This window comes from Geodermatophilus sp. URMC 65, from assembly GCF_053502545.1.
This window is the reverse complement of sequence record NZ_CP199954.1, coordinates 870,623-884,826: the sequence shown is the minus strand read 5'-3', so window position 1 is coordinate 884,826 and position 14,204 is coordinate 870,623. Positions and strand designations below refer to the sequence as shown.

Below are 14,204 nucleotides of genomic sequence, written 5' to 3'. Positions count from 1 at the left end.
GGACATGGGTCCCCTGACGAGGCCTGCCGCACGCCCTTCTCCGCTGAACCCCTGCGCCTCGCTGCTCGACCCCACTCGCGGCGGCCGCGGACCTCTGACCGGCTCCGTGACGACCGTCGGTCACGAGCCGGTGAGCGGGCCCGCCCACGAGGGCTCAGCGGAAGGTGCTGCTGCCGGTGATGTCCCGTCCCACGATCAGTGCCAGGGGCGGTCGGTGCCCTCGGCTACTCGGTGAAGTCGTCGACGGTGCTCCTGCGGGATCGCCCACGTGGTGATGCCCTGCGAGCCGTCCGCACCGACCAGGAGCGTCCACCGTTGCCGGACGACGGCCGACTCCGGGCTCCGGGGCGTGAGCCACCGGGTCCGAGACCGAGCCTAGTCAGTTGATGACGTGCAGTTGGTCCATCCAGACGACCTCCCAGACGTTGCCATCCGGGTCGGAGAAGGTGCCGGTGTAGCGGGCGTCCTCCGCTCGCGTGGCCGGTCCGGACCGGCCGCCAGCCGCCACGGCCTTCGAGACGAGGTCGTCGACCGCCGCGCGACTGTCCACGGTCAGGCAGTGCACCGCCGTCGGCCCGCGCGAGGGATCTCCCGCTTCGCCGGGCACGAGGCCGCCGAACCGGTCGCGGGTGTGCAGGACGAGCGCGACGTCGTCGGCCAGGACGACCGAGGCGCTCTCCTCGTCGGAGGAGTGCTCCTCGATCCGGAGGCCGAGGGCCTCGTAGAACGCCCGGGCCGCCGACAGGTCACGCACCGGGAGCTTGATGAACAGCATGCTCACGACGACGTCCCCGTCCGAGCGGACCGGCTCGCCAGCTCGGCGAAGGTGCCGGCGACCCAGTCGGCGATGAAGGTGCTGACGTGGGGCAGGTGGTCGAGGCCGATGTGCTCGGTCGCGCCCTCCTCCGGCGTGAACACCCGCAGTTCGCGCTTGGGGGAGTTGACCGCCTGGTCGTAGGAGCGGTGTGCGTACTCGACGGGGATCTGCCGGTCGTTGGCGCCGTGGGCGATGAGAAACGGCACGGTGATCTGCTCGACGACGCCCTCGAGGTTCACCCGGTCGGCGAAGGCGATGAAGGCGTCGAGGTCGTCAGCCTCGTTGTCGAAGCCCCACACCCACAGCACGTGCTCCCAGTAGTGCGGCACCGGCCGCTCGCCCTCCCGCTCGAGGCGGCGGCGCTGCACCGCGCCCCAGTCGTGGTTGGCGCCCCAGGCCACGCAGAGGGCGAAGCGCTTCTCGAACGCCGCGGCGCGCGGGGCGTAGTAGCCGCCGAGCGACCAGCCGACGATCCCGATCCGGGCGTCGTCGACGTCATCACGGGCCTGCAGGAAGTCCACGGCGGCCGCGCCCCACGCCTCGGTGTCCACGCGGGCCGGGAGACCCTGCAGTCGCAGCGCCTCGCCGGTACCGGGCTGGTCGAGCATCAGGCAGGAGATGCCGCGTGCGGCCAGCTCGGCCCAGTGGTCGGAGGAGTACTGGTGCTCCTTGGTCGAGTCCAGGCCGTTGACGAGCACGATCACCGGCACCGGGCCGTCGTCGGCGGCCGGGGCCTGGCTGAAGTAGGCCGGCAGCGTCGTCCCCTCGTAGGGCACCTCGACCCGTGAGACGCGCGGGCTGTGCAGCTCGAAGGCCTTCTGCGCCAGTCCCAGCACCCGGCGGTAGGCGGGGATGCGGTCGGGGTCGGAGTTGGCCAGCATCCGTTCGGCCTGACACAGGTAGTTGGTGGCGCGGAAGTACAGCTGGCCGGCGGTGCGGGTGTGCCCGGCCTTCTCCGCGTCCTCGGCCTGGCCGACGAGCTGGTCGGTCAGCGCGGTCCAGGCGCGCAGGAAGTCCGGCGTGCCGGCGTCCTCGCCCTGCTGCGCGGCGTCCTTGATCGGTCGGCAGGCGCGGTCGACCTCGTCGATCAGGCCGCCGGAGTTCAGCGCCGCGACGACGCCCCGGCGCGGACGCGTCCAGCACCAGGCGCATGCCACAGACCGTGGACGAGGACGGCACCGGGATGGGTCATCACCGCCAGTGTGGCGCGCGCTTCTCGGCGAACGCCGTCCGCCCCTCGACGTGGTCAGGGTGCGCGGCCGCAGCACCCTGGTGCCGGGCCTCCATGGCCAACGCGGCCTCGAAGGACAGCTCGCCGACGGCGCGGAACTGGCGCTTGGTCAGGGCCAGCGCGTACGCCGGCCCCGACGCCAGCTCCCCGGCGACGGCGCGGGCGCGCTCGGTCAGTTCGTCCGCCGGTACGACGTCGTCGAGCAGGCCGAGCGCCAGCGCCTCGGTCGCGGGGATCGTCCGGCCGGTGGCGGCCAGCCGGAACGCCCGGGTGTAGCCGAGCTCGCGCACCAGGTACCAGGAGGCCGCGGTGTCGGGCACGAGGCCGACCTTGGAGAAGGCGCAGGAGAAGGAGGCGGTGTCGGCGGCCAGCCGCTGGTCGCAGGCCAGGGCCAGGCCGAACCCGGCGCCGACGGCCAGGCCGTTGACCGCCGCGACGACGGGCTTGGGCATGTCGACGATGGCCTGGGCGATGGGGTTGTAGGAGCCGGCGACGGTCTCGTCGGCGTGCTCGAGCTCTTCGACGGCGGCGAGGTCCTGGCCGACGCAGAAGGCCCGCCCGCTGCCGGTGAGGACCACGGCGCGGACGGCGTCGTCGGTAGCGACCTCGCGCAGCGCGCCGACCAGCTCCCACCGGGTGGTCCGGTCGAAGGCGTTGAGCTTGTCCGGCCGGTTGAGGGTGACGGTCGCGACGGCGCCGTCCCGGGTCTTCTCGACGGCGCTCATGCGGTTCCTCCGGGTCCGTACTGCTCGGCGTCGGGGTGGATCGTGCTGCGTTCGGCGCCGTGCATCGAGTAGCCGCGCTCGCCGTAGGGGAAGCCGTCGAGCCCGGTGCTCTCCGGCCGCATCTGGTAGTAGGACCGGATCTCGCGGATGAGGCCGTCGTGGCAGGTGAACCACTCAGCGCCCCGGGTGGCGACCCGCTCGGTCGCGCCCTCAGGCAGCCACCACATCGTCCACTCGATGACCGCCTGCTCCGGCGTGGCGCAGATGCTGTCGACCACCCAGCGGGCCTGCAGCATGCCCGCCACCTTCCGCCAGTAGCGGGCCAGGTGCCCAGCCCCCTCGACCGGCTTCGACCCGGTGTTGGGGGCGAGGAACCAGTGGACGACGTCCGGGTGCAGCGTCGACAGCATGAGGTCGACGTCGCCGGCGCTGCAGCCGTCGTAGTAGCGGCTGATCAGCGCGGTCCAGGCAGCGGCCGGGTCGGCGGCCGTCTGCGGGTCGGCCAGGGATGCCATGCGGGTCCTCTCAGTACGTGTGGAAGCCGGCGCCGGGCCTCCGGCCGAGCCGGCCGGCGGCGAGCAGGTCGGTCAGCGTCGCGGCGGGGCGAAGGCGCGGGTCGTCCTCGACGGCGGCCAGCGACTCCAGGACGGCGACCGTGACATCGACGCCGAGCAGGTCGATGAGCGCCAGCGGGCCCATCAGGGGGCCGGCACTGGTGCGCAGCAGCTCGTCGACCTCTTGGCGGGCGTGCCCCCCTCGTGCAGCCGCACCGCGTCGTCGAGGAACGGGATGAGCAGCCAGTTGACGACGAAGCCGCGGGAGTCGGTGCAGGTGATGGGCGTCCTGCCCAGGCCGTGCACCTAGGCGCTCGCCGTCGCACGCAGGACGTCGGCGTCAGCCACGTCGTCCGGGACGACCCCTCAACCTGCTTCATGACCTGCGCCGGGGTGACGAAGTGCAGGGCCACGACCGGCCGCGCGGAGCGGACCGACGGGCGCGGGTCCCCGACGCGGAAGGAGGAGGTGTTGGTGGCCAGGGGCAGCGTCGGTGGCAGGGCGGCGTCGGCCCGCTCCAGGACGGCGGCCTTGACGCCGAGTCCTCGGCGACCGCCTCGACCACGACGTCGGACCCGGCCAGGTCGGTCGGGTCCTGCGTGACCGATACTCGGCCCCGGACCTCCGCCTTCCCGGTCTCATCGAGCCGGCCGCGGGTCAACGCCCGATCGAGGCTCTTCCCTGGCGTCGCCAGCAGCCGCCCACCGGATCCCTCGGTGCGGGCGAGCCCCCGGACCGGCCGACCGCTGCGGGCGACCGCCTCGGCGATTGCGCCGGCCATGTGGCCGGTGGCCAGCACGCCGACCGGGCCGGTCCAGTCGCGGGCCGGTGCGTCGGCCGGCGTCGGACGTGAACGCCTCCGGCAACCGGGCGGGCAGTCCGAGGTCACGTCGCCGGCCGGCGTCCAAACCGGCCAGGACCTCGAACGGCCCGGCGGGGTGACCGGCGCCGAGGCGCATGGCGATGTCGATGTCGGCCGGTGTCGCGGTCCCGCGGTCGGCGAGCAGGACGGCGTCGCGGGGGAGAACGGAGAGGACCGCGAGCACGGCTGGGACGGTGGAGCGACGTCGAGCACAGGCCCTCCCGAGGATTGGCGCGCCGCACACCGGTGGTCGACGCCACTGCCGCACGGAGTCTCGGTCCGACGGCGGAGGGCGGAAATGACTCCTGCCCATCCGCTGCCATCCATTCGCTCGATACCTCCACCGGCGCACACGCCGACATCTCATGGAGCGATCGCTTGGCGTCGGGATGTCGAGCTCGAGGCTGTCGGGGAGCTCCGCACACTGATACGCCAGTGACGGCCGTACCCGGTCCCTGACCGCGCCGGCGAGATAGCCCTCGACCCGGGCACCGGTGATGGCTTGGCCTGCGGATGAACCGCGCCATCGCGCCCGGAGGACGGCCTCGAGCCCTGGCTCAGCCCACCGACTACGAAACGATCCACCTGACACAGAATGAGGTGTCCGCCTGACGGGGGTCACTTCAGGACATCGGGGTCACTTGGCGAGGACAGGCAGGACGCGGCGCCCGCGTCGACCGCCCGCCACAGCTCGACGACGCCGTGATGCGAAGCGTTGCGGGGCGAAAGGGTGGGCGATGGGGGCGATCCCGGCAGCCTGCTCACCGCCTGCGACCTCCGCGGAGATGACCTCCGCGGTCACGGGCGCCAGGGTCACCCCGAGCATGCCGTGACCGCTGGCGACGAGGACGTTGTCCCGACCCGGCAGTCGCCCGATGACCGGCAGCCCGTCGGGGGTCATCGGACGCAATCCGGTCCAGCCCTGCGGCTGTGCCGTCGCCGGGAAGCCGGGCAGGTACTCGTGGGCCGAGCGGACGATCCCCCGCAGTCGATACGGGTCGATGGTCGCATCCCAGCTGCCGAACTCCATCGTCCCGGCGAACCGCAGCCGGTCCGACAGCGGTGTGACGGCCACCTTCGCCTCGCCGAGGTACACCGAGTGCCGCAGCGTGACCGAGCCACTGGCGTCGTCGAACCCGTATCCCTTACCGGGCTGGATGGGCAGGGGGAACCCGGCCAGCCGTGACAACGGGCCGGTGTGAACGCCCGCCGCGAGGACGAACAGGTCACCGGGGACCTCCTCTCCTCCCGCGAGGATCGAGGTCGCCACCGGGCCCCGGAAGTGGATGCCGGTCACTGGGCTGTCGTGCAGGAACCGGACACCGAGTTCGCGGCAGCGCTGCTCCAAGCCTTTGACGAGACTGGCCGGGTCCAGGTGCCGTTCCTGCGAACAGCGCAGGCCGGCCCGCACGTGTGCACCGAGCGCGGGTTCGAGGTCCCTGAGCTCGTCGCCGGAGAGGGGGACGGCGGTGTGGCCGATGCGCTGCATGAGGGCTGTGTCCGCCTGGTAGGCGTCCAGAGTCCTCCGAGTGTGGAAGACCAGGAGGTGGCCTGTGCGGTGATCCTCGAATCGCACGCCATCTCGTCCGTAGTCGTCGAACAGCGCGAGGGTTCGTTCGTTGAGGGATACGAGGGCTTCGACGCCGCGGTGGAAGTCCTCAGCATTGGAGTGGCGCAGCATGCCGACCATGAAGCGCACGTGCTCGGGGCGGGGGGAGGGGCGGACGTACAGGGGACTGTCCTTTCGCACCATCCACCGCATCGCCTGGCCCAGCATCCCCGGTGCCGGCACGGGGGTCGACATGATCGGCACGACCCACCCGGCGTTGTTGACCGAGGCTCCGGCCCCGCTGTGGGCCGCGTCCACGACGGTGACTGCCAGGCCGTCCCGAGCGAGCCGGTACGCGGTGGCCAGTCCGACCACCCCCGCGCCGACGACCACCGTGTTCTCTGTCATCGCTGTACTCCTCGTGGGGCAGGAGCCCGTTGCCGACGCCGTTCAGGAGCCGGGACCCGAACGCCGACGCGGGTTCGACGAGGAGCAGGTCTGACGCCTCATGGTGCTCCGCGACCGGCCCCTCGGCGATCCTGGGTCGGGCGGATCGTGACCTCGCTCGAGTCCGCTTCACCCCGGCGTAATATGTAATACCTCACAAAGGATGGTCGCGGGGGTAGCCCTCTGTCAAGGGCAGGCCCCGACTGCGTTGCGGGGTCCGCAGGGTGAGCCGGGAACTCCCGCCTGCGGTCATCCGGGCGTGGCAGGGCGGCCGTCCAGGAGAAGGTCTCCGCGGACCGCTCCCGAGCCGGGCTGTGGCGTGCTGACACCGGTCGTGGTCCTCGGCTGGGTCACCGGCGCACCGGTTCAGCCGGCGAGTTCCCCGGAGCACGGTCAGGGGGCGCGAGGTCAGCGTCGGCGGAGAACCGTCCGCAGGGTGCGCAGCGCCACCGAGAGTGCGACGAGATCGGTTCGCCCGGACGCCTCCAGGTCCGCCAGGGTCTGGCGAGCGCGTCGTACTGCCGGCGCGTGTGCATCCTCCCACCGCGCGACCGTGGCGTCGACGGCCGAGCCGGCCCGGGAAGGCGGCGTGCCCCGAGCGTGGCCGAGTACGGCCGTGGTGAGTTCGCGGTGCACGGCGTAGAGGTCGTCGCGGAGCGCAGCCCGTGCGAGGGCCTCCCAGCGATCCGTGCGCCCGAGGGCGGAGACCTTTGTGAGCAGGCTGTCGAGGCCGTACCGCTCCGAGAGGACGAACCAGGTCGCGGCCACGTCGCCGGCAGGCTGTGCCGTGTCCTCCGCCACCTCGGCGATGTCGAGGAGTGCGAAGACCGAGAGCAGGCTCGCCGTCCGCAGCGCCTCCACCGCGTCGACGCCACCCGCGGTGAACCGGCCGGCCACGTCCTGGACGTAGTCGAGGTCCTGGCCGAGCAGCAGGTCGGGGACCTGCTCGCTCAGCTCGCGGACGACCGGGCCGAACCGTTCTGCCTCGCGGAGGACGTCGATCCCCTCCGGGCGGGCGTGGAGGAACCACCGCACGGCTCGATCGAGGAGTCGTTGGTGCTGGTGCCGCAGCCGGGCCTGTACGTCCGCCGGCACGCGTCCGTCCATCGCCTCGGCCGCCGCCCGCCGCACCTCCAGGTCGAACACCCGCGTGGCGACAGCCTGCGCCCGCACGACCTCGGCGGCGTCGGCGCCCGTCTCCTCAGCGGCCCGGAAGGCGAACGTGATCCCGGCCGAGGCGATCACGCGGTTGACCAGGACCGTGGTGACGATCTCCCGGCGGAGCGGGTGTTCGTCGAGCCGGTCGCCGTAGCGCTCGACCAGCTCTCCGGGGAAGTACTCCCGCAGGGCCCCCTGCGCCCACGTCTCGTCGGGCAGCGGACTGGCGAGCACGGTGGCGCTGAGCGAGATCTTGGCGTAGGCCAGCAGGACGGACAGCTCCGGCGTCGTGAGCCCGACGCCTGCCCGTGCGCGTCGGTCGAGCTCGCCCGACGTCGGCAGCGCCTCCAGCTCGCGGTCGAGCCGTCCGAGTGACTCCAGGGCCTCGAGGAAGCGTCGGTGCACAGGCAGGTCGTCCCCGGCGAAGGTGGTCTCGACGGACAGCACCCGGTTCTGCTCGTCGTTGTCGCGGAGCACGAGCCGGGCGACGTCGTCGGTCATTCGCCGCAGCGTGCGGTTGCGCTCGTCGGCGTCGAGCAGGCCGTCTGCAACCAGCCGGTCGAGCAGGATCTTGATGTTGACCTCGTGGTCGCTGCAATCGACCCCGGCGGAGTTGTCCACGGCGTCGGTGTTGAGCTTCACCCCACATGATGCGGCCTCGACCCGGCCCCGCTGGGTCAGGCCGAGGTTCCCGCCCTCGCCGACCACCCGGACGCGCAGGTCGGCGCCGTTGACCCGGACCGCGTCGTTGGCCTTGTCGCCGACCTCCGTGTGCTGCTCCGTGGAGGCCTTGACGTAGGTGCCGATGCCGCCGTTCCAGAACAGATCGACCGGCGCGGTGATGATCGCCCGGACCAGGTCATCGGGGCTCAGCGCCGTCGTGCCCGCCGGCAGCCCGAGCCGGGCCGCGACCTGCGGTGTCACCGGCACAGACTTGGCCGTGCGCGAGTGGACGCCCCCGCCGGGGCTGAGCAGCCCCGGGTCGTAGTCGGTCCAGGACGAGCGCGGCACGGCGAACAGTCGCGCCCGCTCCCGGAAGGACACCGCCGGGTCGGGGTCGGGGTCGAGGAAGACGTGGCGGTGGTCGAAGGCCGCCACCAGGCGGATGTGCTCGGACAGCAGCATGCCGTTGCCGAAGACGTCGCCGCTCATGTCGCCCACGCCCACCACGGTGACGTCGGTGGTCTGAGGGTCGACGCCCAGCTCGCGGAAGTGCCGTGTGACACTCTCCCACGCCCCGCGGGCGGTGATGCCCATGGCCTTGTGGTCGTACCCGTTCGACCCACCGGAGGCGAAGGCGTCGCCCAGCCAGAAGCCCCGTTCCGTGGCGATGGCGTTGGCGGTGTCGGAGAAGGTCGCGGTGCCCTTGTCCGCGGCCACGACCAGGTAGGGGTCGTCCCCGTCGTAGCGGACGACGTCGGCCGGCGGCACCACCACCTGCCGACCGCCCTCGTCGACCAGGTCGTCCGTGACGTCGAGCAGCCCCCTGACGAAGGTGCGGTAGCAGGCCACCCCCTCGGCCCACCACGCGGAGCGGTCCACGGCCGGGTCGGGCAGCCGCCGGGCGACGAACCCGCCCTTGGCGCCGCTCGGGACGATGACGGCGTTCTTGACGACCTGTGCCTTGACCAGGCCCAGTACCTCGGTGCGGAAGTCCTCGGGTCGGTCCGACCACCGCAGCCCGCCGCGGGCGACCTCGCTGAAGCGCAGGTGCACGCCCTCCACCCGGGGGCTGTGCACCCAGATCTCGTACGCCGGCCGGGGCTCGGGCATCCCGGCGACCTTGGCGGGCTCGAGCTTGAAGGACAGGTGTCCCGGGGGCTCGCCGTCGGCTCCGCGCTGGAAGGCGTTGGTCCGCAGGACGGCGAGGACGGCGGACAGGAGTGCGCGCAGGATCCGATCGGCGTCCAGGCCCTCGACGGCGTCCAGCGCCGTCCGGGTCTGCTCCTCCACCGCCCGCACGTCGCGCTCCCGCTCCTCCGGATGCCGACGCGGGTCGAAGCGGGCCTCGAACAGACTCACGAGGAACCGGGTCGTCGCGGCCTCGGACACGAGGATGCCGGCGACGTAGTCGAGGCTGTAGGACAGGCCGGTCTGGCGCAGGTAGCGCACCAGGGCCCGGACCACAGCCACCTGGCGCCACGTCAGCTCAGCGGCGAGCACGAGCCGGCTCAGGGCGTCGCTGTCCGCGCGCCCGGTCCAGGCAGCGGCGAAGGCGGCGCAGAACCGGTCACGGCTCGGCCTGCCGTCGGCTCGGGACGGCCCGGACCGAGCGTCGCTCGGCACCCGGAGACCCACGTCGTACACCCAGACCTGCTGTCCGTCGACGCGCTGCAACAGGTGCGGGCGCTCATCGGTGACCTCGACCCCGAGGTCGGTGAGCAACGGCAGCACCTCGGACAGCGTGGCCGGGGCGTCCCGGTAGAGGATGAGTCGCCAGGTGCCGGGCTCGTCCGCAGCGGCCTCACGCAGCGCCAGGGCCGGTTCCGACGGCCCGCGCGGCGCGGGCTGCGCCGTTGGGGCGGTGGCCAGCAGGCCCTCGGCCCGGCGGAGGTCGTCGACGGCGCGGTGCGCCGGCACCTGCGCGCGGTAGCCGTCGGGAACCCCCGCCACCCAGCGCCGGACCAGGGCTGTGCCTTCCGCCTCAGACAGCTCCCGCCGGGCCGCGTCGAGCAGGTCGTCGTCCCAGGACCGGACCGTGGCCGCGACAGCGGCCTCCAGCTCGGCCTGGTCGGGCTCGCGGAGTGACCCGCCGGGCTGGGGGCGCACGACGACGTGCAGCCGCGCCAGCGCCGATTCCGACACCTGCACGGTGTGCTCGGCCGTTCCGCCGTCGAGGGCCTGCCGCAGCAGGTCCTCGACCTCGGCGCCGACCCGGGTCGTGTACCGGTCTCGGGGCAGGAACACCAGGCAGGAGACGAACCCTCCGGCGGCGTCGGAGCGCAGGAAGACCCGAGTGCGCCGGCGCTCCTGTAGCTGCAGGACGCCCAGCGCCGTCGGCAGGATCTCCTCGACCTCGGCCTGCAGCAGTTCGTCGCGGGGGAAGAACTCCAGGACGTTGACCAGGTCTCGCGCGGAGTGGCTGCCCGGGGCGAAGCGCGACCGCCGCAGCACCTCCGCCGTCTTGTCGGCGACCACGGGGACGCGGCGCACGCTCTCGGTGTAGGCGTCGGAGGTGAACAACCCGAGCAGGCGGATCTCGCCGATGATCTCGCCCCGGTCGTCGTACCGGCGGACGCGCACCTCGTCGGCGTAGGTGGAACGGTGCACAGTGGCGCGTGCGTCGGCCTTGGTCACGTGCAGCAGCCGGCCGGCGGGCAGGGGAGCGGGTTCGCGGCGGTGCCGCTCCTCCGCCAGCACGCCGAGCGCGCTGTCCGGGCGGGGGACCAGGCGGGGCCGGTCGTGTCCGTCCTTTCGGTCGTACTCGAGCCAGCCGAGGAACGTGAACCGATCGTCGGCCAGCCAGCGGAGGAATCCGGCCCCGGTCCGCCCTTCGTCGCCGCGCCGCTCGAGCTCCTCGGCCAGCTGCAGCACCGCGGCACGGATGGCCTCCCGATCACGGACCGCCGCGCGCACGTCCTCGAGCACGCCGGTGAGCTCGGCCACCAGGGTGGCTCTCGCCTCCGGGTCCGCCTGCCGGTCGACCTCGACGCGGATCCAGGACTCGACGATGTCCTGCTCCTCCGCCGAGGCGGCTGCGGCGAGGTCGAGCAGCGCGCCGGCCTCGTCGCGGCGCGCGGCCAGTCGGGGATGGGCGACCGAGTGGATTCCCCTACCGAGCCGGGTGAGGGCGGAGGTGACGCTGTCGACCAGGAACGGCATGTCGTCGGTGACCACCTCCACGGTCGTACGCAGCGGGCCGGCGCCCGAGGAGGACCCGTCGACCGCCCGGACCACGGCGCGCCCCGGCGGTCGCCGGAGCCCGGCAGTCAGGTGCGAGGCGACAGCGGCGGCCAGGTCGTCGGCCGAGCGTTCCGCGAGCTCGCCCGACGCGTCCGAGGCCGACCACTCGTGGAGCAGCAGCTCGGTCGTGGCCGCGGAGCGCAGGCGGGGGGGCAGAGGGTGCGGCCAGGGGGTAGCGGTGCCCTGTCGCGTGGTGGCGGGGTCGGTGGGCACGGTCGTCGGAGGCATCGTCGGCTCCTGCTGGACGGCGGCGCGGTCAGCGGATGCGGTGTGACGGGGCGAGGGGCGGATCCGGAGCGGGCCGAGACGACGGCAGCTGCGGGGTCGGTACCGAACGGTCCGGCGGGGTGGAGACCATGGCAGCCGTCAGTGCTGTTCAGCCCATGTGCGGGTAGCGGTAGTCGGTGGGCGGCACGAAGCTCTCCTTGATCGAGCGGGGTGACACCCAGCGCAGCAGGTTCAGGGGCGAGCCGGCCTTGTCGTTGGTGCCGCTGGCCCGGGCGCCGCCGAAGGGCTGCTGGCCCACGACCGCGCCGGTCGGCTTGTCGTTGACGTAGAAGTTGCCGGCCGAGAACCGCAGCACCTCCATGGCCTCGACGATCGCGGCGCGGTCCTGGGCGATGATTGACCCGGTGAGGCCGTACGGTGCGGCGTCGGCGGCCTCGCGGACCACGCGGTCGTAGTCGGCGTCGTCGTAGACGAACACCCCGAGGATCGGGCCGAAGTACTCGGTGGTGAACACCTCGTGGTCGGGGTTGTCGGCCTGAACCAGCGTGGGACGGACGAAGAAGCCCTCGCTGTCGTCGGCGGTGCCGCCGGCCAGGATGTCCACGCCCTCCTCGCCGCGGACCCGGTCCAGCACGCCGGTGAGCCGGTCGTAGGACCGCTGGTCGATGACCGCGCCGAGGAACTTCGAGAAGTCGGTGATGTCGCCCATCGGCATGCCGTCGACCTCCTCCAGGAACGGGTCCCGGAGCCGGTTCCACACCGAGCGGGGGATGTAGGCCCGGGAGGCGGCGGAGCACTTCTGTCCCTGGAACTCGAACGCGCCCCGCACCAGGGCGGTGCGCAGCACGTCGACGTCGGCGGAGGGATGCGCGATCACGAAGTCCTTGCCGCCGGTCTCGCCGACCAGCCGCGGGTAGGCCCGGTAGCCGGTCAGGTTCTCGGTCACCGTGCGCCACAGGTGACCGAAGGTCACGCTGGAGCCGGTGAAGTGGATGCCGGCCAGGTCGGGGTGCACCAGCGCGACCTCGCTGACCGCCCGGCCGTCTCCGGTGACCATGTTGATCACCCCGGGTGGCAGGCCGGCCTCCTCCAGCACCCGCATCGTGTAGTGCGCGGCCAGCTGCTGGGTGGGCGACGGCTTCCAGATCACGGTGTTGCCCATCAGGGCCGGCGCGGTGGGCAGGTTGCCCGCGATCGCGGTGAAGTTGAAGGGGGTGATGGCCAGCACGAAGCCCTCGAGGGGCCGGTGGTCGAAGCGGTTCCAGACACCGGGCGAGCTCTGTGGCTGCTCCTCGAGGATCTGCCGGCCGAAGTGGACGTTGAACCGCCAGAAGTCCACCAGCTCGCAGGGGGTGTCGATCTCGGCCTGGTAGCAGGTCTTGCTCTGCCCGAGCATCGTGGCCGCGTTGAGCGTGTGCCGCCACGGGCCGGCGAGGAGTTCGGCGGCCTTGAGGAAGACCGCGGCGCGGTCGTCGTAGGACATCCGCCGCCACGCGGGCGCCGCGGCGCGCGCGGCCTCCACGGCGGCGGTGACGTCCTGCGGTGTCGCGTTGTGCATCGTGCCGAGGACGGCGTCCTTGCGGTGCGGCTGGACCACGTCGATGGGCTCGCCGCCGCCGGCCCGCTGTTCGCCGCCGATCGCCATGGTGAGCTCGGCCCGCTCCGCGGCGCGCTGCTTCAACTCCTCCTCGAGGGCGGCCCGCTCGGCGCTGCCGGGCGCGAAGTCGTGCACCGGCTCGTTGACCGGCGGGGGGACCTGAGTGACGGCGTCGAACATCGCGGATCACGCTCCGGGATCGTGGCCTATCGGCTGATGAGGGCTCGTAGGAAGAACGCCAGGTTGGCGGGGCGTTCGGCCAGGCGGCGGGTGAAGTAGCCGTACCAGTCGGTGCCGAAGGGGATGTAGACCCGAACGGTGCGGCCGGCTTCGGCGAGGCGGCGCTGCTCGCTGGTGCGGATCCCGTAGAGCATCTGAAACTCAGCATCCGCCGGTCCCTTGCCGTGCTCGGCCAGGAGCCGCTCGGCGCGTCGGACCATGTGCAGGTCGTGTGTGGCGATCATCGGGTAGGCGCCGCCCTCCACGAGGATGCGCAGGCACTCGACGTAGGCCCGGTCGGTGTCGGCTTTCTTCGCGTAGGCGACGGACTCCGGCTCGGCGTAGGCGCCCTTGACCAGCCGAACCCGTGAACCCGTATAGGCGAGATCCCGCGCGTCCGCCTCGGTGCGGAACAGCATGGTCTGCAGGACGCACCCGACCCGGGGGAACTCCGCGCGCAGCGTACGGAGGGTCTCCAAGGTGTCGTCGATCGTGGTGTGGTCCTCCATGTCGAGGGTGACGTCGACGCCGTGGGCGGTGGCGTGCTGCACCAGGTCGTGGGCGCGTTCGGTCGCCTCCTTCCGTCCGTCTGGACCGAGCGACTGCCCGAGGGCGGAGAGCTTCACCGAGATCTCGTTGCCCTCGGCCAGCCCGGCGTCGGCCAGCCGGGCCACGAGCAGGCGGTAGGCCTCGACGGTCTCGAGGGCCTGGGCGACCTGGGTGATGTCCTCGCCGAGATAGTCGAGACTGACTCGCATCCCTGTGCCGGTCAGCGTGCGGACCGCGCCCTCCGCGGCATCGACGTCCTCACCCGCGACGAAGCGCGACACGACCGAGCGGCTGAGGCGGCTGCGGGTCATCACCCCACGGACCGCCGGATGGTCAGTCACCTTCAGGAGCACTTGAGCGAACAT

10 protein-coding genes and 2 pseudogenes are annotated in these 14,204 nt (G+C 72.5%); all 12 read right to left on the bottom strand.

Features of this window, described 5'->3' with window-relative positions:
- Window positions 1–379: 379 nt before the first annotated feature.
- Window positions 380–775, bottom strand: coding sequence for a VOC family protein (locus ACWIX7_RS04075; RefSeq protein ID WP_448622130.1), 396 nt, complete (start codon window positions 773–775; stop codon window positions 380–382).
- 2 nt (window positions 776–777) lie between these two features.
- Window positions 778–1,974, bottom strand: coding sequence for an alpha/beta hydrolase family protein (locus ACWIX7_RS04070; protein ID WP_448620335.1), 1,197 nt, complete (start codon window positions 1,972–1,974; stop codon window positions 778–780).
- 34 nt (window positions 1,975–2,008) lie between these two features.
- Window positions 2,009–2,773 carry an enoyl-CoA hydratase/isomerase family protein gene (locus ACWIX7_RS04065; protein WP_448620334.1) on the bottom strand — a complete coding sequence of 255 codons (765 nt, stop codon included), beginning with the start codon at window positions 2,771–2,773 and terminating at the stop codon, window positions 2,009–2,011.
- Entirely contained in the window at window positions 2,770–3,288 is a 519-nt protein-coding gene (locus ACWIX7_RS04060) for a nuclear transport factor 2 family protein (protein WP_448620333.1), read from the bottom strand. The genes ACWIX7_RS04065 and ACWIX7_RS04060 overlap by 4 nt, the downstream gene beginning before the upstream one ends.
- 10 nt (window positions 3,289–3,298) lie before the next feature.
- A complete protein-coding gene (locus ACWIX7_RS04055) occupies window positions 3,299–3,472 on the bottom strand; it encodes a 3-hydroxyacyl-CoA dehydrogenase family protein (RefSeq protein ID WP_448620332.1) in 174 nt (57 codons plus the stop codon).
- Window positions 3,472–3,633, bottom strand: a complete 162-nt coding sequence (locus ACWIX7_RS04050) for a hypothetical protein (protein WP_448620331.1) — start codon at window positions 3,631–3,633, stop codon at window positions 3,472–3,474. Before ACWIX7_RS04050 ends, ACWIX7_RS04055 begins: the two co-directional genes overlap by 1 nt.
- A 71-nt stretch (window positions 3,634–3,704) precedes the next feature.
- Window positions 3,705–4,126: pseudogene (locus tag ACWIX7_RS04045) on the bottom strand (3-hydroxyacyl-CoA dehydrogenase NAD-binding domain-containing protein); the annotation flags it as partial.
- Between the two features lie 112 nt (window positions 4,127–4,238).
- Window positions 4,239–4,502 (bottom strand): annotated as a pseudogene (locus ACWIX7_RS04040) (3-hydroxyacyl-CoA dehydrogenase family protein); the annotation flags it as partial.
- Between the two features lie 324 nt (window positions 4,503–4,826).
- Complete coding sequence (locus tag ACWIX7_RS04035) at window positions 4,827–6,146, bottom strand: NAD(P)/FAD-dependent oxidoreductase (RefSeq protein WP_448620330.1); 1,320 nt, start codon at window positions 6,144–6,146, stop codon at window positions 4,827–4,829.
- Between the two features lie 447 nt (window positions 6,147–6,593).
- The gene (locus ACWIX7_RS04030; RefSeq protein WP_448620329.1) at window positions 6,594–11,474 is read right to left on the bottom strand and encodes an NAD-glutamate dehydrogenase; all 4,881 of its coding nucleotides are present in this window, start codon (window positions 11,472–11,474) and stop codon (window positions 6,594–6,596) included.
- Window positions 11,475–11,622: 148 nt separating this feature from the next.
- Window positions 11,623–13,251 carry an L-glutamate gamma-semialdehyde dehydrogenase gene (gene pruA, locus ACWIX7_RS04025; RefSeq protein ID WP_448620328.1) on the bottom strand — a complete coding sequence of 543 codons (1,629 nt, stop codon included), beginning with the start codon at window positions 13,249–13,251 and terminating at the stop codon, window positions 11,623–11,625.
- A 26-nt stretch (window positions 13,252–13,277) separates the two neighbouring features.
- Window positions 13,278–14,150 carry a proline dehydrogenase family protein gene (locus ACWIX7_RS04020; RefSeq protein ID WP_448620327.1) on the bottom strand — a complete coding sequence of 291 codons (873 nt, stop codon included), beginning with the start codon at window positions 14,148–14,150 and terminating at the stop codon, window positions 13,278–13,280.
- Between the last annotated feature and the right edge of the window lie 54 nt (window positions 14,151–14,204).

Bases quoted from the DNA above. Each gene is read 5' to 3' on its own strand.
- ACWIX7_RS04075 (WP_448622130.1), bottom strand. From the start codon at position 775: ATGCTGTTCATCAAGCTCCCGGTGCGTGACCTGTCGGCGGCCCGGGCG.
- ACWIX7_RS04065 (WP_448620334.1), bottom strand. From the start codon at position 2,773: ATGAGCGCCGTCGAGAAGACCCGGGACGGCGCCGTCGCGACCGTCACC.
- ACWIX7_RS04060 (WP_448620333.1), bottom strand. From the start codon at position 3,288: ATGGCATCCCTGGCCGACCCGCAGACGGCCGCCGACCCGGCCGCTGCC.
- ACWIX7_RS04055 (WP_448620332.1), bottom strand. From the start codon at position 3,472: ATGGGCCCGCTGGCGCTCATCGACCTGCTCGGCGTCGATGTCACGGTC.
- ACWIX7_RS04035 (WP_448620330.1), bottom strand. From the start codon at position 6,146: ATGACAGAGAACACGGTGGTCGTCGGCGCGGGGGTGGTCGGACTGGCC.
- ACWIX7_RS04030 (WP_448620329.1), bottom strand. From the start codon at position 11,474: ATGCCTCCGACGACCGTGCCCACCGACCCCGCCACCACGCGACAGGGC.
- pruA (WP_448620328.1), bottom strand. From the start codon at position 13,251: ATGTTCGACGCCGTCACTCAGGTCCCCCCGCCGGTCAACGAGCCGGTG.
- ACWIX7_RS04020 (WP_448620327.1), bottom strand. From the start codon at position 14,150: ATGACCCGCAGCCGCCTCAGCCGCTCGGTCGTGTCGCGCTTCGTCGCG.